Raw genomic sequence first — 20,347 nt, forward strand, 5'->3', positions numbered from 1 at the left:
ATAATGCCTCACTTTTTAGCAGACGGGAGATAACGGGAAAACAGCCGGCGCGTAGCCAGCGGCAATAACCCCAGTAGTGTAAAGGCGATTAGCATGCCCGGCGACAAAATATCGCTCGGCGACGCCACTTTCCCCAGCTCGCGCCCCGCGTTCAGAAAGACCACCGTCGCGGGCAGCATGGCGACCTGGCTGACCCACCAGTAGCGGCAGACTCCAATGCGGGTCAGCCCCATCAGCAAATTCACCAGGAAAAACGGGAACAGCGGCATCAGGCGCAGGGCAAAAAGATAGCCCGCACCGTCATGCGCCATACCGGCGTTCACCGTTTTCATCTGCTGAGCAAACCGCCGCTGGACCCCGTCGCGCAGCAGATAACGGCTGGCGAGCATCGCAAGCGTGGCTCCGAGCGTGGAGGCAAACGAGACCAGCACGGTGCCTTCCCACAGGGGAAATAACGCCCCGCCCAGCAGGGTGAGGATCGCCGCGCCGGGGATCGACAGGGCGGAGACCACCACATAGAGCGCAAAAAAGATCAGCGCGCTTCGTAGCGGCGCGTGGTCAACATGGGAGAGTAATGCCTGCTGGTGGGTTTTAATCCCTTCCAGGGAGAGCGTGCCTGGAGGAAGCATGACAAACGTCAGAATAAATGCGCCCAGAAGGGCGCACAGGAAAGCGATTTTTCGAATGTTCACGCGTCATTACAGCTTGAATTTAGCCCACACCGGCGCGTGGTCAGACGGTTTTTCCATGCTGCGGATATCGTAGTCGATCCCGGTTTCGATGCAGCGCTCTGCCAGCGGCGAGCTGGCCAGCAGCAGGTCGATGCGCAGGCCGCGGTTGTCATCGAATCCTTTTGAGCGATAGTCAAACCATGAGAAGCGGTCCTGCGTGTCCGGGTTAGCGGTACGGAAGGTATCCACCAGGCCCCAGTCCAGCAGGCGCTGCATCCACTCGCGCTCTTCCGGCAGGAAAGAACATTTCCCGGTGCGCAGCCAGCGTTTGCGGCTGTCTTCACCGATGCCAATATCCAGATCCGTCGGGCTGATGTTCACATCACCCATGATCAGCACCGGATTCTCTTTGTTGAGTTCGGTTGTCAGGTAGTTCTGCAGATCCTGATAAAACTTGGCTTTGGCCGGGAATTTGGTCGGATGGTCGCGGCTTTCGCCCTGGGGAAAGTAACCATTAATCACGGTGATGTTCCCCAGCGGGGAAGGCAGCTCCGCCATGATGATGCGGCGCTGTGCTTCTTCGTCATCGCCGGGGAACCCACGGCGGACGGAAACTGGCGTCTCTTTGGTCAACAGCGCAACGCCGTAATGGCCTTTCTGCCCATGATAGAAGACGTTGTAGCCGAGTTTCGCCACCTCTTCGAGGGGGAACATATCGTCGTGAACCTTGGTCTCCTGCAGGCCGATCACATCTGGCTGATGTTGTTCAACGATAGCTTCAAGCTGATGGGGGCGGGCGCGCAGGCCGTTGATATTAAAAGAGACAAATTTCATAGTCGCTGCCAGTGCAAGGTGAATAGTGCATGGATGGTAGCAGAATTTGCGTCAACTGTTACCGGGTTCGACCAATAACTGCGACAGATAATGCCGGTGGTGCAATATTTGCACCATTCTGACGCGCCTCGCCCTCAAACAGGGCGTAAATGACCGATAAATTTCGCGAGCGATCACAATTCCAGAATTATATTTGGCCTGTGCATACTCTTTCTGATTTTCATGCGGCAAAGCGCCGCTTGTCGTAAAAATATTCACTTTTTATGCACTAACAGTGAATAACTCCATATCGTAACTTGTTGATATTCTGTTACCCCAACCCGTTTATGCATTTTTATCGCTGGCTGGCACGAAGGCTGCAATCTACATTCACAGTGCAAACACCCAATTATTTAACATTCAAATAACTTTTTATTTACCGGATGAGGTCGCTATGTCTCTGTTAATTACGCGTGAAAATTTCGATGAATGGATGATGCCGGTTTACGCTCCGGCGGCTTTTATTCCGGTTCGTGGGGAAGGCTCGCGCCTGTGGGATCAGCAGGGTAAAGAGTATATCGACTTTGCAGGTGGGATTGCGGTCAACGCGCTGGGTCATGCGCACCCTGCGCTGCGTCAGGCGCTCAATGACCAGGCGGCGAAGTTCTGGCATACCGGTAACGGCTTTACCAACGAACCCGCGCTGCGCCTGGCCAAAAAACTGATCGACGCGACGTTCGCCGAAAAAGTCTTTTTCTGTAACTCGGGGGCGGAAGCCAACGAAGCGGCGCTGAAGCTGGCGCGCAAATATGCGCACGATAAATTTGGTACCCACAAGAGCGGCATCGTGGCGTTTAAAAATGCCTTCCACGGGCGCACGCTCTTTACCGTCAGCGCGGGCGGCCAGCCTTCATATTCACAGGATTTCGCACCGCTGCCGCCGGATATTCGCCATGGCATCTATAACGATCTGCAGTCCGCCAGCGAGCTGATTAACGACACCACCTGCGCGGTGATCGTCGAGCCGATGCAGGGCGAGGGCGGCGTGCTTCCGGCGCAAAAAGCCTTCCTGCAGGGGCTGCGCGAGCTGTGCGATCGCCACGACGCGGTCCTGATTTTCGACGAAGTGCAGACCGGCGTGGGCCGCACCGGCGAGCTGTATGCCTATATGCACTACGGCGTGACGCCGGACGTGCTGTCGACCGCCAAAGCGCTGGGCGGCGGCTTCCCGATTGGGGCGATGCTGACCACCGATAAATTCGCCAGCGTAATGACCGTGGGCACCCATGGCACCACCTACGGCGGCAACCCGCTGGCAACCGCCGTCGCCGGGCAGGTTCTCGACATCATTAACACGCCTGAGGTGCTGAAAGGCGTTAAGCAGCGCCACGACTGGTTTGTCGAGCGCCTGAATGCCATCAACGGCAAAACGGGGCTGTTTAAAGAAATTCGCGGTCTGGGGCTGTTAATCGGCTGCGAGCTCACCGCCGAGTTTGCCGGAAAAGCTAAACTTATTTCACAGGAAGCGGCAAAAGTGGGCGTGATGGTGCTGATTGCCGGTGCCAACGTGGTGCGTTTCGCGCCTGCGCTGATCGTCAGCGAGGAAGAGGTGCAAACCGGTCTGGACCGTTTTGCGCTGGCGTGTGAAAAAGTGAAATCCGGGGTGTCATCATGATGGTCATCCGTCCCGTTGAGCGCGGCGATATCGCCGGGCTCATGCAGCTTGCCGGTAAGACGGGAGGCGGGCTGACCTCGCTTCCTGCCGATGAAAAAACGCTGTCGGCGCGCATTGAGCGCGCCCTGCAAACCTGGCAGGGGACGTTGCCAAAAAGCGAACAGGGGTATGTTTTCGTGCTGGAAGACACCGACACGGGGACCGTGGCCGGGATCTGCGCCATTGAAGTGGCCGTCGGGCTTAACGACCCGTGGTACAACTACCGCGTCGGCACCATGGTTCACGCCTCGAAAGAGCTGAACGTTTATAACGCGCTGCCCACGCTGTTCCTCTGTAATGACCACACGGGCGCCAGCGAGCTCTGCACGCTGTTCCTCGACCCGGCGTGGCGCAAAGAGGGCAACGGCTACCTGCTCTCCAAATCACGCTTTATGTTTATGGCCGCCTTCCGCGATCGCTTTAACGAAAAAGTGGTCGCAGAGATGCGCGGCGTGATCGACGACACCGGCTACTCGCCGTTCTGGGAGAGCCTGGGCGAGCGCTTCTTCTCGATGGAGTTCAGCCGGGCGGACTATCTCTGCGGCACCGGCCAGAAAGCCTTTATTGCCGAGCTGATGCCGAAGCATCCTATTTATACCCATTTCCTCAGCCCGGAAGCGCAGGCGGTGATTGGCGAAGTCCATCCGCAAACCGCGCCCGCCCGCGCGGTGCTGGAGAAAGAGGGGTTCCGCTACCGGAACTATGTCGACATCTTTGACGGCGGACCTACGCTTGAGTGCGATATCGACCGCGTGCGCGCGATCCGTAAAAGCCGTCTGGTTGAGGTCTCTGAAGGCCAGCCCGCGCCGGGTGACTGGCCCGCCTGTCTGGTGTCGAACGAAAATTACGCCAATTTCCGCGCCATGCTGGTGCGTACCAACCCGAAATGTGAACGTCTGGTGCTGACGGCTGCAGAACTGGATGCCCTGAAATGTAACGCCGGCGATACGGTTCGCCTGGTGCGTCTCTGCCCTGAGGAGAAAACAGCATGACATTATGGATTAACGGTGACTGGGTAACGGGCGAAGGCGAAGAGCGCGTAAAAACCAATCCGGTTGGAAAAGAGGTGCTCTGGAAGGGGCATGACGCCAGCGCCGCGCAGGTACAACAGGCCTGCCAGGCCGCTCGCCGCGCGTTTCCGGCGTGGGCAAAACAGCCTTTCGCCGTGCGCCAGGAAATTGTTGAAAAGTTTGCCGGGCTGCTGGAGGCAAACAAGGCCGAACTGACGCGCATCATCGCGTCTGAAACCAGTAAACCGCGCTGGGAAGCGACAACCGAAGTGACGGCGATGATCAACAAAATCGCCATTTCGGTCAAGGCGTACCACGCCCGCACCGGCGAACAGCATACCGACATGCCGGACGGCGCCGCCACGCTGCGCCACCGGCCGCACGGCGTGCTGGCGGTGTTTGGCCCGTATAACTTCCCGGGGCATCTGCCGAATGGCCACATTGTGCCCGCGCTGCTGGCTGGCAATACCGTGATTTTCAAACCGAGCGAGCTCACGCCATTAACCGGCGAGGCGGTGGTTAGGCTGTGGGAACAGGCCGGCCTGCCGCCGGGCGTGCTGAACCTGGTGCAGGGTGGGCGGGAAACCGGTCAGGCGCTGAGCGCGCTGAGCGATATCGACGGCCTGCTGTTTACCGGCAGCGCCGGTACGGGCTATCAGCTGCACCGCCAGCTGGCAGGGCAGCCGGAGAAAATTCTGGCGCTGGAGATGGGCGGCAACAACCCGCTGATTGTGGAAGACCCTGATGATATCGACGCCGCGGTGCACCTGACGATTCAGTCCGCCTTTATTACCGCCGGCCAGCGCTGTACCTGCTCCCGCCGCCTGCTGGTCAAGCGCGGCACGCAGGGGGATGCCTTCCTGAAGCGTCTGGTAGAAGTGAGCGCGCGTCTGGTGCCTGCCGCGTGGGATGCCGACCCGCAGCCGTTTATCGGCGGCCTGATTTCCGAACAGGCCGCGCTGAACGTGCTGAAGGCCTGGCAGGACCACGTCGCGCGCGGCGCGAAAACCCTGCTGGAGCCGAAGCAGGTTCAGCCGGGTACCTCGCTGCTGACGCCGGGCATTATTGAGATGAGCGGCGCGAGCAACGTGCCGGATGAAGAGGTCTTTGGCCCGCTGCTGTGCGTCTGGCGCTATGACGATTTCGATGCGGCCATTGCGATGGCGAATAACACCCGCTATGGCCTGTCGAGCGGGCTGATCTCACCGCATCGCGAGAAGTTTGACCAACTGCTGCTGGAAGCGCGCGCCGGGATTGTGAACTGGAACAAACCGCTGACCGGGGCCGCGAGCACCGCGCCTTTCGGCGGCGTGGGCGCGTCGGGCAACCATCGCGCCAGCGCGTGGTATGCCGCCGATTACTGCGCGTGGCCGATGGCGAGCCTGGAAACCCCGGCGCTGACGCTGCCGGAGACGCTTAATCCGGGGCTGGATTTTACCGGAGGTGATCGTCATGAAAGCGCGTGAGGTTAACTTTGACGGGCTGGTGGGGCTGACGCACCACTATGCCGGTCTCTCTTTTGGTAATGAGGCCTCGACGAAGCACCGTTTTCAGGTCTCGAACCCGAAGCTGGCAGCGAAGCAGGGGCTGCTAAAAATGAAGGCGCTGGCGGATGCCGGTTTCCCGCAGGCGGTGATACCGCCGCAGGAACGCCCGAACGTGGCAGTCCTTCGTCAGCTCGGCTTTAGCGGTACTGATGAGCAGGTGGTTGAAAAAGCGGGTACGCAGACGCCGCACCTGCTCTCCGCGGCAAGCTCTGCCTCCTCTATGTGGGTGGCAAACGCGGCGACCGTCGCCCCGTCAGCCGACACGCTGGATGGCAAAGTTCATCTGACGGTGGCGAACCTGAACAATAAATTCCACCGCGCCACCGAAGCGGAAACCACCGAGCGCGTGCTGCGCGCTATTTTCAACCATGACGCCCATTTCGAGGTGCATCAGGCCCTGCCGCAGGTGGCGATGTTTGGCGACGAAGGCGCGGCCAACCATAACCGCCTGGGGGGCGACTATGGCGACCCGAGCCTGCAACTGTTTATCTACGGACGAGAAGAGGGGGGCCACGCCGCGCCAACCCGTTATCCTGCTCGCCAGACGCTGGCGGCCAGCCAGGCGGTTGCCCGCCTGAACCAGGTCAATCCTTCCCAGGTGATTTTTGCCCAGCAAAACCCGCATGTGATCGATCAGGGCGTGTTCCATAACGACGTGATTGCCGTCTCTAACCGCCAGGTGCTGTTCTGCCACGAGCAGGCGTTTGCCCATCAGGAGACGCTGCTCGCCACGCTGCATGAACGCGTGCGCGGCTTCACGCCAGTCCAGGTGCCCACGGAGGCGGTGAGCGTGCAGGACGCGGTAGAAACGTATCTGTTCAATAGCCAGCTGCTCAGCCGTGACGATGGCAGCATGATGCTGGTCCTGCCGCAGGAGTCCCGGGATCACAAAGGCGTGTGGCGCTACCTGACGGAGCTGGTGAAGGCCGATAACCCGATTGACGAACTGCGCGTGTTTGATCTGCGCGAAAGCATGGCCAACGGCGGTGGTCCAGCCTGTTTACGTCTGCGCGTGGTCTTGACCCAGGACGAAATGCAGGCGGTGAACCCGGCGGTCATGATGAACGATACGCTCTTTACGCGGCTGAATGACTGGGTCGATCGCTACTATCGCGATCGTCTGACGCAGGCGGATCTGGTTGACCCGCAGCTTCTGCGTGAAGGGCGCGAGGCGCTGGACGCGTTATCGACAATCCTGCAGCTGGGATCGGTTTACCCGTTCCAGCGCTAAAGGAGTGGATATGGAAAATTTACTGGCGCTGACCCTGGCCGATGAGATGCCGGAACAGAAAGAGGGGGACGGCCCCTCATTTCGCTGGCGGTGGCTGGGGCGCGGGGTGCTTGAGCTGACGCCGACCGTAAAAAGCGATCTCTCGCTGCTGCTTTCAACGGGTATCCACGGGAATGAAACCGCACCCGTTGAGATCGTTGATCTGCTGCTGCGTGCGCTGTACCGCAATGAGATCGCCCTGAAGTGCCGCGTGCTGGTGGTGCTCGGCAATCCCCCTGCGCTGGCGCAAAACAAACGGTATCTGGTGAGCGACATTAACCGCATGTTCGGCGGCCGCTGGTCGCAGTTTCCGCAGAGTGATGAAACGACGCGGGCAGCGTGGCTGGAGAACGTCGTGACCGCGTTTTTTGCCGCCGCGGGACCGGCGCGCTGGCATCTGGATCTGCATACGGCAATCCGCGCGTCCTACCACGTTCGCTTCGGCGTTCTGCCGCAGCGCAGTCAGCCGTGGGATGAAGCGTTCCTGAGCTGGCTGGGTGACGCCGGGCTTGAGGCGCTGGTATTTCACCAGTCGCCGGGCGGAACGTTTACCCATTTCACCTGTGAACGTTTCGCTGCGCTGGCCTGCACGCTGGAGCTGGGAAAAGCGCTACCGTTCGGCCAGAACGACCTGACCCGCTTTGCGCCTACGCATCTCGCCCTTCGGGCGCTGCTGGGAGGAAAGTCTCCCGAGCACGCGCATCAGCCCGTTGAGCGGTATCGTGTCGTGCAGCAGATCACGCGCCGCAGCGATGCCTTCCTGCTCCACATGGCCGCGCACACCCTGAACTTCACCCCGTTTCGCAAAGGGGCGCTGCTGGCTGAGGATGGCGAGGAGCGTTACGAGGTGCAGAAAACCACCGAGTATGTCTTATTCCCTAACCCCACCGTCGCGTTTGGCCTGCGGGCCGGGCTGATGCTGGAAAAAATATCCTGAACCTTTCCCCTCTCATCATCCGGGAGGGGGAAGTAAAAAACTTTTCTTAACGATTAAAGCGCTTGCGCTTGTTTTGCAGAATATTCCTGGTGAATTGCTTTATTATTGATCTTCACTTCGCTATACTTCTGCTAAATCGCTTTAAAATCATCGCATTGAATATTTTTTGTTGCAACTCTCCACGCTTTATCCTTATTTCCTCCACATTTGGCGAAAATTTGTTTTTTACACTTTCATTGTTTTACCGTTGCTCTGACTAATTGACGATAAACCCCGTAAAGTTAATCTCGTCAACACGGCATAGCGCCGAAGAATAACTGAAAGAAAGGAAATAAATTATGCGTAAGCTTACTGCACTGTTTGTTGCTTCTACCCTGGCTCTGGGCGCTACCAGCATGGCGTTCGCCGCAGATACTGCGACCACTACGACTGCCGCGCCTGCTGAAGGCAAAATGATGATGCATCATAAAGGTCCGGGTATGCACAACGAGATGATGATGTTTAAGGATCTCAACCTGACGGATGCGCAGAAGCAGCAGATCCGCGACATCAAAAAAGGTGAACGCGACCAGATGAAACGTCCTCCGCTTGAAGAGCGCCGTGCGATGCATGACATCATCGCCAGCGACAGCTTCGATAAGGCGAAAGCCGAAGCGCAGATCGACAAAATGGCCGAGCAGCACAAAGCGCGCATGCTGGCTCACATGGAAACCCAGAACAAGATCTACAACATTCTGACCCCGGAACAGAAAAAACAATTTAATGCGAATTTTGAGAAGCGTCTGACAGAACGTCCGGCGATGGAAGGTAAAATGCCAGCACCAACCGAATAATCGGTTCACACTCTTAAGACCGCCGGGATCCTGTCCACAAAAGCGCAACCGCTGTGGACAGGACCGGCGGTTTTTCTTTCCTGCCCTCTTGCCTGCCGCCGCCAGCGCGGTATCCTCCTGTAGTTGCTTCAGAGAATGTTTGCAGAGTCATGGCGTTAGAATTTTTATTAACGTTCCGTTAAGGCCTGTCCGCTCTGCTGCCGATACTGTTTCTGTGAATACCCAACGATAACAAACAAGACAGCAACGATAGCGATATCCTTGCCCTGGCACGGGTTGTGCCATTCAGGAGTGGTGATGGAGTTCTTTGATATCCGTAAGATGCCGGTCAGCCTCTGGCGCAATGGTGCTGGCGAAACGCGTGAGATTTGCTGCTTCCCTCCCGCGACGCGCGATTTTCACTGGCGTGCCAGTATCGCGACTATCGCCAGCAACGGCGAATTCTCCTCGTTTCCCGGTGTCGATCGGGTGATTACCCTGCTGGAAGGGGGAGAGGTGACGCTGGATGCGGGTCAGGCGTTCTTCCATACCCTTAAGCATCATCAGCCCTACAGTTTTGCCGGCGATTTGCCGGTGAAAGCGCTGCTTTCCGATGGGCGGATGGCGATGGACTTCAACATCATGACCCGGCGCGACTGCTGCCAGGCGAAGGTGCGCGTTGCTGACCGAACCTTTACCACCTTTGGCTCGCGCGGGGGCGTGGCGTTTGTGCTAAGCGGGGCGTGGCAGCTGGAGGATAAACTGCTGACGGCCGATCAGGGGGCCAGCTGGGAGGAGGGGTCCCATACGCTGCGTCTGCTGGAGGCTCAGGGCACCTTATTGTTCAGCGAAATCACGTGGCTGCCGGGTCATTGAGCACAACGATCTCAAACTTTCCGGCCAGGACCGGTTTACAGAGGATTTTATAGCCATCGTGGTCAAATCCGGCGGGCGTGCGCAGCAGGGTTGCCGCGTCGTTGATGTCGTCGACGGCGCCCAGCCAGAGCCAGTTGTTGACGATGTGATACTGGGTCATTGCCTCGCCCACTTCTTTTAGCGCAACGGCGCTTTCCCACGGCCAGCAGTTCACGCTGATGGCCGCCAGACCGCTGAGGAGCCTGGCGTGATGCGCCTCAACGCTCTCTTTCCCGCAGCAGGCACCGGCGCAGCGCTTCAGCGCGGATCGAAAACAGGCGCGTCCGCGGGTGGTTGCCTCCAGACCCAAAAGGCTGTAGCAAAGCTGTCGCTCGTCCGCCAGCGTCTGCAGCGCCTGGAGTGCGGCACGCTTATTGGCGAACAGCCCATAGAGATTCGGGGCATGAGAAAAATCGACGTCGCGCGCGTAGACGACCTGCGGCTTGCCATCGTTGATCTGCAGGGAGCAGAGCTGACGGTTGCGGCGCAGGCGCTTATTAAACAGCGGCTGTTGTTCTTTTATCAACCGCGCCTCCAGCAGCAGCGCGCCCATTTCTCCCGCCGTCTGGAACCAGGTAATGCGTCGCGACTGGCGCAGCATCGCGGCCTCGTCCGGCGTACGAAGATGGGATAACACCCGGCTGCGAATGTTAACGCTCTTGCCGATATAAAGCGGCAGGGTGTCGCTTTCGCCGTGAAAGATGTACACGCCCGGCTGTTTAGGCAGCGCCTCAAGCCAGGGGCGAAGGTGTTCGGGATATTCGTAGATAGCCGCCGCTTCAAACTCAAGACGCGGGGCGGATTGACGCCTGCTCACATACTGCTCCATATACTGTTCAGGTATACAGTGTAGCAGGAGTGTGGTGGTTAAAAAAGAGCCGGGTGGCGGCTACGCCTTACCCGGCCATGACGTGCGGCCTGATGCCCTCACCCCAACCCTCTCCCACGGGAGAGGGAGCAAACACAAAAAACGGTAACCTGGGTTACCGTTTTGCGTTTATTTCCAAAAATCGTCAAACACCGTAATTGGCGTGTGGCGCTTGTGCTCGGTTTTCAGATACCAGCCTTCGATGATTTTCGCGGTACCTTCATCCAGCTTTTTGCCTTCCAGATAATCATCAATGTTGTCATAGGTGACGCCAAGGGCCGCTTCATCCGGCAGGGAAGGGCGATCGTCTTCAAGGTCCGCTGTCGGCGCTTTCTTATAAAGATGCTCAGGACAGCCCAGCGCGGCCAGCAGCTGCTTACCCTGACGCTTGTTGAGACGGAAGATAGGGTTAATGTCGGTGCCGCCGTCGCCGTATTTGGTGAAGAAACCGGTGATGGCTTCTGCCGCGTGGTCGGTGCCGACGACGACGCCTTTGGTCATCCCGGCGATGCTGTACTGCGCTTTCATGCGCTCGCGCGCTTTCTCGTTGCCGCGAACAAAATCGCTCAGCTCAATGCCCGCTTCGCGAAGCGCCTGCTCGCTTGCCAGCACCGAGCCCTTAATATTCACGGTCAGCACGCGGTCAGGCTGAATAAAGGTAATCGCATCCTGGCAATCCTGCTCGTCCGCCTGTACGCCATAAGGAAGACGCACCGCGATAAACTGCAGTGTCTCATCGCCCGTCTCTTCGCGAAGCTCTGAAATTGCCATCTGGCAGAGTTTACCGGTCAGGGTAGAGTCCTGGCCGCCGCTGATGCCCAGCACCAGGGATTTCAGGAACGCGTTCTTTTTTAAGTACGACTTTAAAAAATCCACGCTGCGGCGGATCTCTTCATGTGCATCTACCGTGGGCTTCGCGCCCAGTGCCTGAATAATCTCTTGTTGCAGAGCCATCACGCCCTCCATATGCAGTACATAAACAGAATGTGTTAGCTGTTAAAACTAACCCTTTGGGCGAGAAACGACAAGGATCACAGTTTCGAGTGCGCTAATTTGCGCCGATTTAGCAGGTTATCGTTGTTTTATTAGAATTTTCCGAAATTCGTCTGGCGTAACTCACAAAGTTGAACAATAGTACTTTTTATCCCATGCTTAGATAACACGCTGATAAACAAGAGGACGGAATATGAACAAGAACGTAGCAGGAATTCTTAGCGCAGCGGCGGTACTGACTATGCTGGCAGGGTGTACGGCTTACGATCGCACCAAGGATCAGTTTACGCAGCCCGTAGTAAAAGACGTCAAAAAAGGGATGAACCGTTCGCAGGTGGCTGCGATTGCCGGTAAACCTTCTTCTGAAGTAACCATGATTCATGCGAAGGGGACCTGCCAGACCTATATCCTGGGTCAACGTGATGGTAAGGCAGAAACCTACTTTGTCGCCCTGGATGATACCGGTCATGTGATCAACTCCGGCTATCAGACCTGTGCTGAATATGATACCGATCCGCAGGCACCTAAGGCGCAGTAACCCTGCTTGCCTGAGGATGTTAACAAGCCGGCCCAAGGGCCGGTTTTTTTATGCATCAGAAAATCTTATTTCTTTGCGCGAATTATTTGCCCGAAATGTGAAGGGAGTCAACAAGCCAGGTCAATGAGAGACAATTTGAGCCTATCCAGAATTATCCCCTGTCTGTACCATTGCGTATACTCACTCCAACGATAAACAACAGTACGCAAGCTACCTGTCTGCCGGGACAGCGAGTCGAGTGATAGCGCGATGGCAGGTAGTCATACAAGAGGGAAATCACGATGGAAAAGAAACATATCTACCTGTTCTGCTCAGCGGGCATGTCTACGTCGCTTCTGGTGTCAAAGATGCGTGCGCAGGCTGAAAAGTATGAAGTCCCTGTGGTGATTGAAGCGTTTCCAGAGACGCTGGCGGGCGAAAAAGGCCAGACAGCCGATGTCGTTTTACTGGGGCCGCAAATTGCCTATATGTTGCCCGAAATTCAACGACTGTTACCGAATAAACCGGTCGAAGTGATCGACTCGGGGCTGTACGGCAAGATTGATGGTTTAGGTGTTCTTAAAGCTGCTGTGGCAGCAATTAAAAAAGCTGCTAATTAATTTTTATTTTTCCCGTCAAAGAGTTATTTCACACACAATACGCCGTAACATGCGTTACGGCATTTAAGGGTATTTTCCTATGAGTAAAGTCATCGCTTCACTTGAAAAGGTACTCCTTCCTTTTGCTGTTAAAATAGGAAAGCAGCCTCACGTTAACGCCATCAAAAACGGCTTTATTAAATTAATGCCGTTGACGCTGGCCGGGGCCATGTTCGTTTTAATTAACAACGTTTTTCTGAGCTTTGGTGAAGGTTCCTTCTTTTATTCATTAGGAATTCGGTTAGACGCTTCCACAATTGAAACCCTTAATGGTTTTAAAGCCATCGGCGGCAACGTCTATAACGGTACGTTGGGGATTATGTCGCTGATGGCGCCTTTCTTTATTGGGATGGCGCTGGCAGAAGAGCGTAAAGTGGATCCGCTGGCTGCCGGGTTATTATCCGTCGCCGCTTTTATGACCGTGACGCCATACAGCGTGGGTGAAGCCTATGCCGTTGGCGCCAACTGGCTGGGTGGGGCCAACATCATCTCCGGTATTGTTATCGGCCTGGTGGTGGCAGAAATGTTCACCTTTATTATCCGTCGCAACTGGGTTATCCGCCTGCCGGATAGCGTACCGGCTTCCGTATCTCGTTCATTTTCCGCGTTGATTCCAGGCTTCATTATTCTCTCCATCATGGGGATTATCGCCTGGGCGCTCTCCCACTGGGGCACAAACTTCCACCAGATCATCATGGACTCTATCTCTACGCCGCTGGCGTCGATGGGGGGCGTGGTCGGTTGGGCGTATGTGATTTTCACCTCTCTGCTGTGGTTCTTTGGCGTGCATGGTTCACTGGCACTGGCCGCGCTGGACAGCGGGATTATGACCCCTTGGGCACTGGAAAACGTTGCGCTTTACCAACAGTACGGCTCCGTTGACGCGGCGCTGGCAGCGGGTAAAACCTTCCATGTGTGGGCGAAGCCGATGCTTGACTCCTATATCTTCCTGGGCGGTACCGGGGCGACCTTGGGTCTGATCATCGCGGTCTTTATTGTCTCTCGTCGTGCTGACTACCGTCAGGTCGCGAAGCTGGCGCTGCCATCAGGCATCTTCCAGATTAACGAACCGATTCTGTTCGGTCTGCCAATCATCATGAACCCGGTAATGTTCATTCCGTTCATCCTGATTCAGCCGCTGCTGGCCGCCATTACCCTGACGGCGTATTACCTGGGCATCATTCCACCGGTCACCAACATTGCGCCGTGGACCATGCCGGCGGGCCTGGGCGCCTTCTTCAACACCAACGGCAGCGTCGCGGCCTTCCTGCTGGCGATATTCAACCTCGGGATTGCTACCCTGCTGTACATGCCGTTTGTGGCGATTGCCAACAAAGCAGCCACCATTATTGATGAAGAAGAGAGCGAAGAGGATATCGCCCTCTCACTGAAATTCTAAGATTGACCGGCGCGGGGAAGCCCGCGCCAGCCACAAGGAGCTTAAAAATGTTAGATTTGGATAGTATTGTCGCAGACGAAGCCGTCGAGAACGATCTCGAAGAAGTGGTGATGGGGCTTATCATCAACTCCGGACAGGCCCGCAGCCTGGCCTATGCCGCACTGAAGCAGGCCAAGCAGGGGGATTTCGCCGCCGCGAAAACCATGATGGAACAGTCCCGCACGGCCCTGAACGAAGCGCACCTGGTGCAGACAAAGCTGATTGAAAGCGACCAGGGCGAAGGGAAGATGAAGGTCAGCCTGGTGCTGGTCCACGCGCAGGATCACCTGATGACCTCGATGCTGGCGCGCGAGCTGGTGGCGGAGCTCATTGAGCTTCACGAGAAAATGCACTAAGTCAGACTGAGTAGCAGGAGGTCAGCACGATGGAAATTAAAACCGCACTTGAACAGCAGCTGTTTAACGGCAAAAATTTTCACGTGGTTATCTACAACAAAACGGAGAGCGCCAGTGGTCTGCACCAGCATGACTACTACGAATTCACGATTGTTCTGACCGGCCGCTACTACCAGGAGATCAACGGTAAGCGCGTCCTGCTTGAGCGAGGGGATTTTGTCTTCCTGCCGATGGGGTCTTATCACCAGAGCTTTTACGAATTTGGTGCCACCCGTATTCTGAATGTGGGCGTCAGCAGACGCTTCTTTGAGAAGCACTATCTGCCGCTGGTGCCGTTCTGCTTCGTGGCCTCCCAGGTCTATCGGGTCAAAAACGAGTTTATGACCTGGATTGAAACGGTTATCGCCTCGCTTAACTTCCGCGACAATGAATTTGATGAGTTTATTGAAACGGTGACCTTCTACGTGATGAACCGACTGCGCCACCATCGTGAAGAGCAGCAGGTGACGGATGATATTCCTCAATGGCTGCGCGGCACCGTTGAGCTGATGCACGATAAAGGGCAGTTCAGCGAAAATGCGCTGGAAAATATGGTGTCCCTGTCGGGGAAATCCCAGGAATATCTGACCCGTGCGACGCAGCGCTATTATCGTAAAACACCCGTGCAAATTATTAATGAAATCCGCATTAATTTTGCCAAGAAACAGCTGGAAATTACCAACTACTCTGTTACCGATATTGCGTACGAGTCAGGATACAGCAGTCCCAGCCTGTTTATTAAGACCTTTAAAAAATTGACTTCATTCACACCGAACAGTTACCGGAAAAACTTAACGGTAATTAATTAACTTTCGGCGGATTACCCGCCACAAATATTGCTTTAATGGCTTGCCCAAATAGCGGGAAGAGTACGCTATACCTTGCAGGCGATTAACCTGATACGCTAAGGGAGATATTATGCAGAAGAAATTAAAAGTCGTAACCATTGGTGGCGGCAGCAGCTATACCCCGGAATTACTTGAAGGTTTCCTGAAACGTTATCATGAATTACCGGTCAGCGAATTATGGCTGGTGGACGTGGAGGAAGGTCAGGAGAAGCTGAATATTATTTTCGACCTGTGCAAGCGCATGGTGGAGAAAGCGGGCGTGCCTCTGACCGTGCATAAAACCCTGGACCGCCGTTTGGCGCTGAAAGATGCGGATTTCGTCACCACCCAGCTGCGCGTCGGCCAACTGAAAGCGCGCGAGCTGGACGAGCGTATTCCGCTGAGCCACGGCTATCTCGGGCAGGAGACCAACGGTGCGGGCGGCCTGTTCAAAGGTCTGCGTACCATCCCGGTGATTTTCGATATCGTCAAAGACATGCAGGAGATCTGCCCGAACGCGTGGGTGATTAACTTTACCAACCCGGCCGGGATGGTGACCGAGGCGGTCTATCGTCATACCGATTTCAAACGCTTTATCGGCGTCTGTAATATTCCGATCGGTATGAAGATGTTTATCCGCGACGTGCTGGCACTGACCGACAGTGACGACCTCTCCATCGACCTGTTCGGCCTGAACCACATGGTGTTCATTAAAGACGTTATCGTGAACGGAAAATCGCGCTTTGCCGAACTGCTCGACGGCGTGGCTTCCGGTCGCCTGACGGCGGCATCGGTGAAAAACATCTTTGACCTGCCGTTCAGCGAAGGGCTGATCCGCTCGCTGAACCTGCTGCCGTGCTCGTACCTGCTTTACTACTTCAAGCAGAAAGAGATGCTGGCCATCGAAATGGGCGAGTATTATAAGGGCGGCGCGCGCGCGCAGATTGTTCAGAAAGTCGAGAAGCAGCTGTTCGATTTGTATAAAGATCCGAACCTGAACGTCAAACCGAAAGAGCTGGAGCAGCGCGGCGGGGCCTACTACTCCGATGCGGCGTGCGAGGTGATTAACGCCATCTACAACGACAAGCAGGCGGAGCACTATGTCAACGTGCCGCACCACGGCCATATCGACAATATCCCGGCGGACTGGGCGGTTGAGATGACCTGCATCCTGGGACGCGATGGCGCTAAACCGCATCCACGCATCACCCACTTCGATGATAAGGTCATGGGCCTGATCCACACCATCAAAGGCTTTGAAGTGGCGGCAAGCAATGCGGCGCTGAGCGGCGAGCTCAATGACGTGCTTCTGGCGCTGAACCTCAGCCCGCTGGTGCATTCCGACCGCGATGCGGAGCAGCTGGCCAGCGAGATGATCCTGGCGCATGAAAAATGGTTGCCGAACTTTGCCGCCACGATCGAGAAGCTGAAGTTCAAACACCACTAAGAGGACGCACAATGGAAAACCTGCTGATCGTTAATGCCGATGATTTTGGCCTCTCGAAAGGCCAGAACTACGGCATTATTGAAGCCTGTCGCCGGGGGGTTGTGACCTCTACCACGGCGCTGGTGAATGGTGAGGCGGTTGAACACGCGGCGCAGCTGAGCCGCGAGGTGCCGGAGCTGGGCGTCGGCATGCATTTTGTGCTGACGCTCGGGATGCCGCTTTCGCCAATGCCGGGCCTGACGCGCGACGGCCAACTGGGCAAATGGATTTGGGAACTGGCGGAGCAGGATGCTCTGCCGCTCGAAGAGATTGCCGGCGAGCTGGAGCGTCAGTTCAACCGCTTTGTTGATGTGTTTGGTAAGGCGCCGACGCATATCGACAGCCATCACCACGTGCACATGATTCCGGCGATTTTCCCGATTGTCGCGGAGTTTGCACAGCGCAAAGGCGTGGCGATGCGCGTGGATCGGGACGCGCGCGGCGTGCCGGACTGCGCCGTGACAACCACAGAGGGGTTCAGCAGCACATTTTACGGCGACGAGATCGACGAAGCGCTGTTCCTGAAGGTGCTGGATGATTCCGCCACGCGGGGGGAAAAGTCGCTGGAGGTCATGGCGCATCCTGCTTTTGTCGATAACACCGTGCGGAAAAGCGCCTACTGCTGGCCGCGCCTGGCGGAGCTGGACGTGCTGACGTCGGCGTCGCTGAAGTATGCGATTGCCGAGCGTGGGTATCGGTTGGGGACGTTTGGGGATCTTTAAAGACAAAGCCAGTCGAAATGTAGGCCGGGTAAGCGCAAGCGCCACCCGGCTTTTTTTACGCCGGTATCTGGTCAATCTTACTGCTGCGTGACCAGACGCGGTGCGCCGCGAGCAAATCAAACAGCTTCGTCATGAACGCATCGTCAACGTTGTCGCCCTCGACAATACCGTCCTCACCCTGATCGGCCACCTTCAGCTGCGCCTTAAACCGTCGTGCGTCGCCGGACAGCGCGATCGGTTTCAGGTGCTTATAGGCTTCCAGCAGATAATACACGGCGTCACCGTTGTTCAGCAGGCTGTCAATATCCCCGCACGGCACAATCACCGCATCGACGGTCAGCGATGGCGCCCCGGCAAAGGTTGCCGCCACCGGCAGCACGGAGCCGTCATCGGCGGTCACTTCCCCCATGCGGGAATAAAGCAGTTTCGCATGCACGCCCTGGGTTTTCAGCGCCTGCATGATCCCCAGCACGTCGCTGGCGCGGGTGTTGTCGTTCAGCAGGATGGCGACCACGCGGCCTTTAATCGAGCCACCCGGCACGGCATACAGGCTCAGGGATGGATCTTTCTTCACGCCGTTAACCTCTTTCGGCGGCGCAAGGTTGCGCTGCTCATCGGTCAGCGTAATACCCAGGTTATCCGCAACGCTCTGGGCGAGCTGAATATCAATGCGCGCCAGCTGATCAACCACCCGCTCGCGGATGTAGGTACGCACCACTTTACTCAGCTCAAAGCTGAAGCCGCCGATAATGTGCTGCTGCTCAATCGGCGTCTGGCTGTTCCAGAACAGGCGAGGGTGGGCGTAATACTCGCCGAACGACGGGCTGCGCTCGCGAATTTTGTTGCCGTCGATACGCTCCTGGTACGATTCGAATCCACCGCGTTTCGGCCCGGGAGGGGTTTCACGCGGCCAGTTATCGTTGATGGAGTTCGGCTCATAGTTAGCCGGGTTGGTATCAATATCCTGACGGTGCATCCCGTCGCGCTGGAAATTGTGGTACGGGCAGGTTGGGCGGTTAATCGGAATTTCGTGGAAGTTCGGCCCGCCGAGACGGCTGATCTGCGTATCGGTGTACGAGAACAAACGTCCCTGCAAGAGCGGATCGTTGGTGAAATCCAGCCCCGGTACGATATGCCCCGGGTGGAACGCAACCTGTTCGTTTTCGGCAAAGAAGTTATCCGGGTTGCGGTTGAGCACCATTTTACCCACCAACTGAACCGGCACCAGCTCTTCCGGGATCAGCTTCGTCGGGTCAAGAAGATCGAAATCAAACTTAAATTCGTCCTCTTCCGGTATGAGCTGCAGGCCCAGTTCGTATTCCGGGAAGTCGCCCGCTTCAATGGATTCCCACAGCTCGCGGCGATGGAAGTCCGGATCGCGTCCGGTCAGCTTCTGCGCCTCGTCCCATACCAGCGAGGCTTTACCCGCCACCGGCTTCCAGTGGAAGCGCACAAACGTGGCTTTACCCTCGGCGTTGATCAGACGGAAGGTGTGGATGCCAAACCCTTCCATGGTGCGATAGCTGCGAGGAATGCCGCGGTCTGACATCGCCCACATCACGTTGTGTAAGGTTTCAGGCTGCAGGGAGACGTAGTCCCAAAAGGTGTCGTGCGCACTTTGTCCCTGCGGTATGGCCCAGTGGGGCTCCGGTTTTACCGCATGGACAAAGTCAGGAAATTTATGCGCGTCCTGAATGAAGAACACCGGGGTGTTATTGCCCACCAGATCGAAAATACCCTCTTCGGTATAAAACTTGGTGGCAAAGCCGCGGATATCCCGAACCGTATCTGCCGAACCGGCGCCGCCCTGTACGGTGGAGAAGCGCACAAATACCGGAGTGATTTTGTCCGGGTCGGAGAGGAAGTCCGCTTTGGTGATCGCTTTCAGGCTCTTGTATGGCTGGAAGTAGCCGTGCGCAGCGGAACCGCGCGCGTGAACGATGCGCTCCGGAATGCGCTCATGGTCGAAATGGGTGATTTTTTCCCGCAGGATAAAGTCTTCCAGCAGGGTTGGTCCGCGCGCGCCTGCGCGAAGGGAGTTCTGATCGTCTGCAATGCGCACGCCCTGATTGGTGGTGAGCGCAAAACCTTCGCCGCCTTTACGGTGTGGCTCAAGCGATTTCAGCTTCTCGTTTCCCGTGTCCGGCGATTTCACGCTTCCCGGTGCGGTAGGCTGTTCGCCTGGCGCGGAAGGGCCAGGGGAGGGGCGGTGAGAGCCGTCAGCAGGGGCGAGAGAGTCCATACCCGGTTGAGATTCCTCAGTGCCATGAATCGGTGATTGATGTGTTTTATCTTTGTTCGACATTGCACGCTTCTCCTTTATCCATTGCTAAAAACCCTATTAAGGATAGAACAATGTCGCGAGATGGCTCGCGAACTAAGAGTTTTCACATGCCATCATTAACGAAAGGAGCCATCCCGCCCACTCGGAGCGCGACGGAAGGCAGCAGGATCGGCTATCATAGAACTTTCCTGCTTCAAGAATTTGCTTTAGTGAACCAGTCGCTTATGAAACCTCTTCGTCAACAAAACCGCCAGGTTATTAGCTATGTGCCCCGCGTTGAGCCCGCGCCGCCTGACCATGCCCTGAAAGTGGAGGGTTTTCGCGATGTCTGGCAGCTGCGGGGGAAATATGTGGCCTTTGTGCTGATCGGCGAACACTTCCGTCGCTCGCCCACGTTTACGGTGCCGGAGTCAGCGCAGCGGTGGGCGATGCAGATCCGCCAGGATGAAGAGGTTGAAGATTAACAGAA

20 protein-coding genes are annotated in these 20,347 nt (G+C 56.6%); 15 read left to right on the forward strand and 5 right to left on the reverse strand.

Translation table 11 applies throughout. The annotated features are described in order from the left end of the window. Nucleotides 1-8: 8 nt before the first annotated feature. Both AC2TE5_RS09070 and xthA read right to left on the reverse strand, forming a co-directional pair. On the reverse strand, nt 9-692 hold the full coding sequence (locus AC2TE5_RS09070; protein ID WP_213328545.1) for a TVP38/TMEM64 family protein: 684 nt from the start codon (nt 690-692) through the stop codon (nt 9-11). Nucleotides 693-698: 6 nt separating this feature from the next. Continuing rightward, nucleotides 699-1,505 carry an exodeoxyribonuclease III gene (gene xthA, locus AC2TE5_RS09075; protein WP_213328544.1) on the reverse strand — a complete coding sequence of 269 codons (807 nt, stop codon included), beginning with the start codon at nt 1,503-1,505 and terminating at the stop codon, nt 699-701. Between the two features lie 433 nt (nt 1,506-1,938). Here xthA and astC point away from each other — a divergent pair, with 433 nt between their 5' ends. From astC to ves, 7 genes are all read left to right on the forward strand, one after another. After that, a complete protein-coding gene (gene astC / locus AC2TE5_RS09080) occupies nt 1,939-3,159 on the forward strand; it encodes a succinylornithine/acetylornithine transaminase (RefSeq protein ID WP_484613073.1) in 1,221 nt (406 codons plus the stop codon). Next, on the forward strand, nt 3,156-4,190 hold the full coding sequence (astA, locus tag AC2TE5_RS09085; protein ID WP_121423424.1) for an arginine N-succinyltransferase: 1,035 nt from the start codon (nt 3,156-3,158) through the stop codon (nt 4,188-4,190). Before astC ends, astA begins: the two co-directional genes overlap by 4 nt. Beyond that, nucleotides 4,187-5,674 (forward strand): succinylglutamate-semialdehyde dehydrogenase, encoded by a 1,488-nt coding sequence (gene astD / locus AC2TE5_RS09090; RefSeq protein WP_484613074.1) that lies wholly within the window; start codon nt 4,187-4,189, stop codon nt 5,672-5,674. The genes astA and astD overlap by 4 nt, the downstream gene beginning before the upstream one ends. Beyond that, the gene (gene astB, locus AC2TE5_RS09095) at nt 5,661-6,986 is read left to right on the forward strand and encodes an N-succinylarginine dihydrolase (protein WP_213821716.1); all 1,326 of its coding nucleotides are present in this window, start codon (nt 5,661-5,663) and stop codon (nt 6,984-6,986) included. Before astD ends, astB begins: the two co-directional genes overlap by 14 nt. A gap of 10 nt (nt 6,987-6,996) precedes the next feature. Next, the gene (gene astE / locus AC2TE5_RS09100; RefSeq protein WP_484613075.1) at nt 6,997-7,962 is read left to right on the forward strand and encodes a succinylglutamate desuccinylase; all 966 of its coding nucleotides are present in this window, start codon (nt 6,997-6,999) and stop codon (nt 7,960-7,962) included. A gap of 338 nt (nt 7,963-8,300) precedes the next feature. After that, a complete protein-coding gene (spy, locus tag AC2TE5_RS09105; RefSeq protein WP_484613076.1) occupies nt 8,301-8,795 on the forward strand; it encodes an ATP-independent periplasmic protein-refolding chaperone Spy in 495 nt (164 codons plus the stop codon). A gap of 297 nt (nt 8,796-9,092) precedes the next feature. Beyond that, nucleotides 9,093-9,650 carry an environmental stress-induced protein Ves gene (gene ves, locus AC2TE5_RS09110; RefSeq protein ID WP_484613077.1) on the forward strand — a complete coding sequence of 186 codons (558 nt, stop codon included), beginning with the start codon at nt 9,093-9,095 and terminating at the stop codon, nt 9,648-9,650. Here the strand turns inward: ves and cho are convergent. Then, on the reverse strand, nt 9,628-10,506 hold the full coding sequence (gene cho, locus AC2TE5_RS09115; protein ID WP_213328536.1) for an excinuclease Cho: 879 nt from the start codon (nt 10,504-10,506) through the stop codon (nt 9,628-9,630). The two genes, ves and cho, sit on opposite strands and share 23 nt — an antisense overlap. Before the next feature lie 180 nt (nt 10,507-10,686). Further along, nucleotides 10,687-11,511 carry an ammonia-dependent NAD(+) synthetase gene (gene nadE / locus AC2TE5_RS09120; protein ID WP_029740447.1) on the reverse strand — a complete coding sequence of 275 codons (825 nt, stop codon included), beginning with the start codon at nt 11,509-11,511 and terminating at the stop codon, nt 10,687-10,689. 232 nt (nt 11,512-11,743) lie between these two features. Here nadE and osmE point away from each other — a divergent pair, with 232 nt between their 5' ends. The 7 genes from osmE to chbG all read left to right on the forward strand — a co-directional run bounded on the left by osmE (nt 11,744) and on the right by chbG (nt 17,594). Beyond that, nucleotides 11,744-12,088: an osmotically-inducible lipoprotein OsmE gene (gene osmE, locus AC2TE5_RS09125; protein ID WP_213328535.1), complete on the forward strand. Its 345-nt coding sequence runs from the start codon at nt 11,744-11,746 to the stop codon at nt 12,086-12,088. Between the two features lie 281 nt (nt 12,089-12,369). Beyond that, nucleotides 12,370-12,687 (forward strand): PTS N,N'-diacetylchitobiose transporter subunit IIB, encoded by a 318-nt coding sequence (chbB, locus tag AC2TE5_RS09130; protein ID WP_008500676.1) that lies wholly within the window; start codon nt 12,370-12,372, stop codon nt 12,685-12,687. Nucleotides 12,688-12,766: 79 nt separating this feature from the next. Continuing rightward, entirely contained in the window at nt 12,767-14,125 is a 1,359-nt protein-coding gene (chbC, locus tag AC2TE5_RS09135) for a PTS N,N'-diacetylchitobiose transporter subunit IIC (RefSeq protein WP_063142894.1), read from the forward strand. 47 nt (nt 14,126-14,172) lie between these two features. Then, on the forward strand, nt 14,173-14,520 hold the full coding sequence (chbA, locus tag AC2TE5_RS09140) for a PTS N,N'-diacetylchitobiose transporter subunit IIA (protein WP_063142895.1): 348 nt from the start codon (nt 14,173-14,175) through the stop codon (nt 14,518-14,520). Between the two features lie 29 nt (nt 14,521-14,549). Continuing rightward, nucleotides 14,550-15,368, forward strand: coding sequence for a transcriptional regulator ChbR (chbR, locus tag AC2TE5_RS09145; RefSeq protein WP_047648049.1), 819 nt, complete (start codon nt 14,550-14,552; stop codon nt 15,366-15,368). A gap of 109 nt (nt 15,369-15,477) precedes the next feature. Next, nucleotides 15,478-16,833, forward strand: coding sequence for a 6-phospho-beta-glucosidase (locus AC2TE5_RS09150; protein ID WP_484613078.1), 1,356 nt, complete (start codon nt 15,478-15,480; stop codon nt 16,831-16,833). Between the two features lie 11 nt (nt 16,834-16,844). Continuing rightward, nucleotides 16,845-17,594: a chitin disaccharide deacetylase gene (chbG, locus tag AC2TE5_RS09155; protein WP_213328534.1), complete on the forward strand. Its 750-nt coding sequence runs from the start codon at nt 16,845-16,847 to the stop codon at nt 17,592-17,594. A 55-nt stretch (nt 17,595-17,649) separates the two neighbouring features. Here the strand turns inward: chbG and katE are convergent, their stop codons facing one another. Then, the gene (gene katE, locus AC2TE5_RS09160) at nt 17,650-19,899 is read right to left on the reverse strand and encodes a catalase HPII (RefSeq protein WP_219322253.1); all 2,250 of its coding nucleotides are present in this window, start codon (nt 19,897-19,899) and stop codon (nt 17,650-17,652) included. Nucleotides 19,900-20,087: 188 nt separating this feature from the next. Here katE and cedA point away from each other — a divergent pair, with 188 nt between their 5' ends. After that, nucleotides 20,088-20,342, forward strand: a complete 255-nt coding sequence (gene cedA / locus AC2TE5_RS09165) for a cell division activator CedA (protein ID WP_340674077.1) — start codon at nt 20,088-20,090, stop codon at nt 20,340-20,342. Nucleotides 20,343-20,347: the final 5 nt, after the last annotated feature.

The organism is Enterobacter sp. N5-15, from assembly GCF_057221635.1.

Bases quoted from the DNA above. Each gene is read 5' to 3' on its own strand.
- chbA (WP_063142895.1), top strand. From the start codon at position 14,173: ATGTTAGATTTGGATAGTATTGTCGCAGACGAAGCCGTCGAGAACGAT.
- astC (WP_484613073.1), top strand. From the start codon at position 1,939: ATGTCTCTGTTAATTACGCGTGAAAATTTCGATGAATGGATGATGCCG.
- astD (WP_484613074.1), top strand. From the start codon at position 4,187: ATGACATTATGGATTAACGGTGACTGGGTAACGGGCGAAGGCGAAGAG.
- AC2TE5_RS09150 (WP_484613078.1), top strand. From the start codon at position 15,478: ATGCAGAAGAAATTAAAAGTCGTAACCATTGGTGGCGGCAGCAGCTAT.
- nadE (WP_029740447.1), bottom strand. From the start codon at position 11,511: ATGGCTCTGCAACAAGAGATTATTCAGGCACTGGGCGCGAAGCCCACG.
- chbR (WP_047648049.1), top strand. From the start codon at position 14,550: ATGGAAATTAAAACCGCACTTGAACAGCAGCTGTTTAACGGCAAAAAT.
- osmE (WP_213328535.1), top strand. From the start codon at position 11,744: ATGAACAAGAACGTAGCAGGAATTCTTAGCGCAGCGGCGGTACTGACT.
- chbC (WP_063142894.1), top strand. From the start codon at position 12,767: ATGAGTAAAGTCATCGCTTCACTTGAAAAGGTACTCCTTCCTTTTGCT.
- astE (WP_484613075.1), top strand. From the start codon at position 6,997: ATGGAAAATTTACTGGCGCTGACCCTGGCCGATGAGATGCCGGAACAG.
- chbG (WP_213328534.1), top strand. From the start codon at position 16,845: ATGGAAAACCTGCTGATCGTTAATGCCGATGATTTTGGCCTCTCGAAA.
- xthA (WP_213328544.1), bottom strand. From the start codon at position 1,505: ATGAAATTTGTCTCTTTTAATATCAACGGCCTGCGCGCCCGCCCCCAT.
- ves (WP_484613077.1), top strand. From the start codon at position 9,093: ATGGAGTTCTTTGATATCCGTAAGATGCCGGTCAGCCTCTGGCGCAAT.
- astA (WP_121423424.1), top strand. From the start codon at position 3,156: ATGATGGTCATCCGTCCCGTTGAGCGCGGCGATATCGCCGGGCTCATG.
- katE (WP_219322253.1), bottom strand. From the start codon at position 19,899: ATGTCGAACAAAGATAAAACACATCAATCACCGATTCATGGCACTGAG.
- astB (WP_213821716.1), top strand. From the start codon at position 5,661: ATGAAAGCGCGTGAGGTTAACTTTGACGGGCTGGTGGGGCTGACGCAC.
- spy (WP_484613076.1), top strand. From the start codon at position 8,301: ATGCGTAAGCTTACTGCACTGTTTGTTGCTTCTACCCTGGCTCTGGGC.
- chbB (WP_008500676.1), top strand. From the start codon at position 12,370: ATGGAAAAGAAACATATCTACCTGTTCTGCTCAGCGGGCATGTCTACG.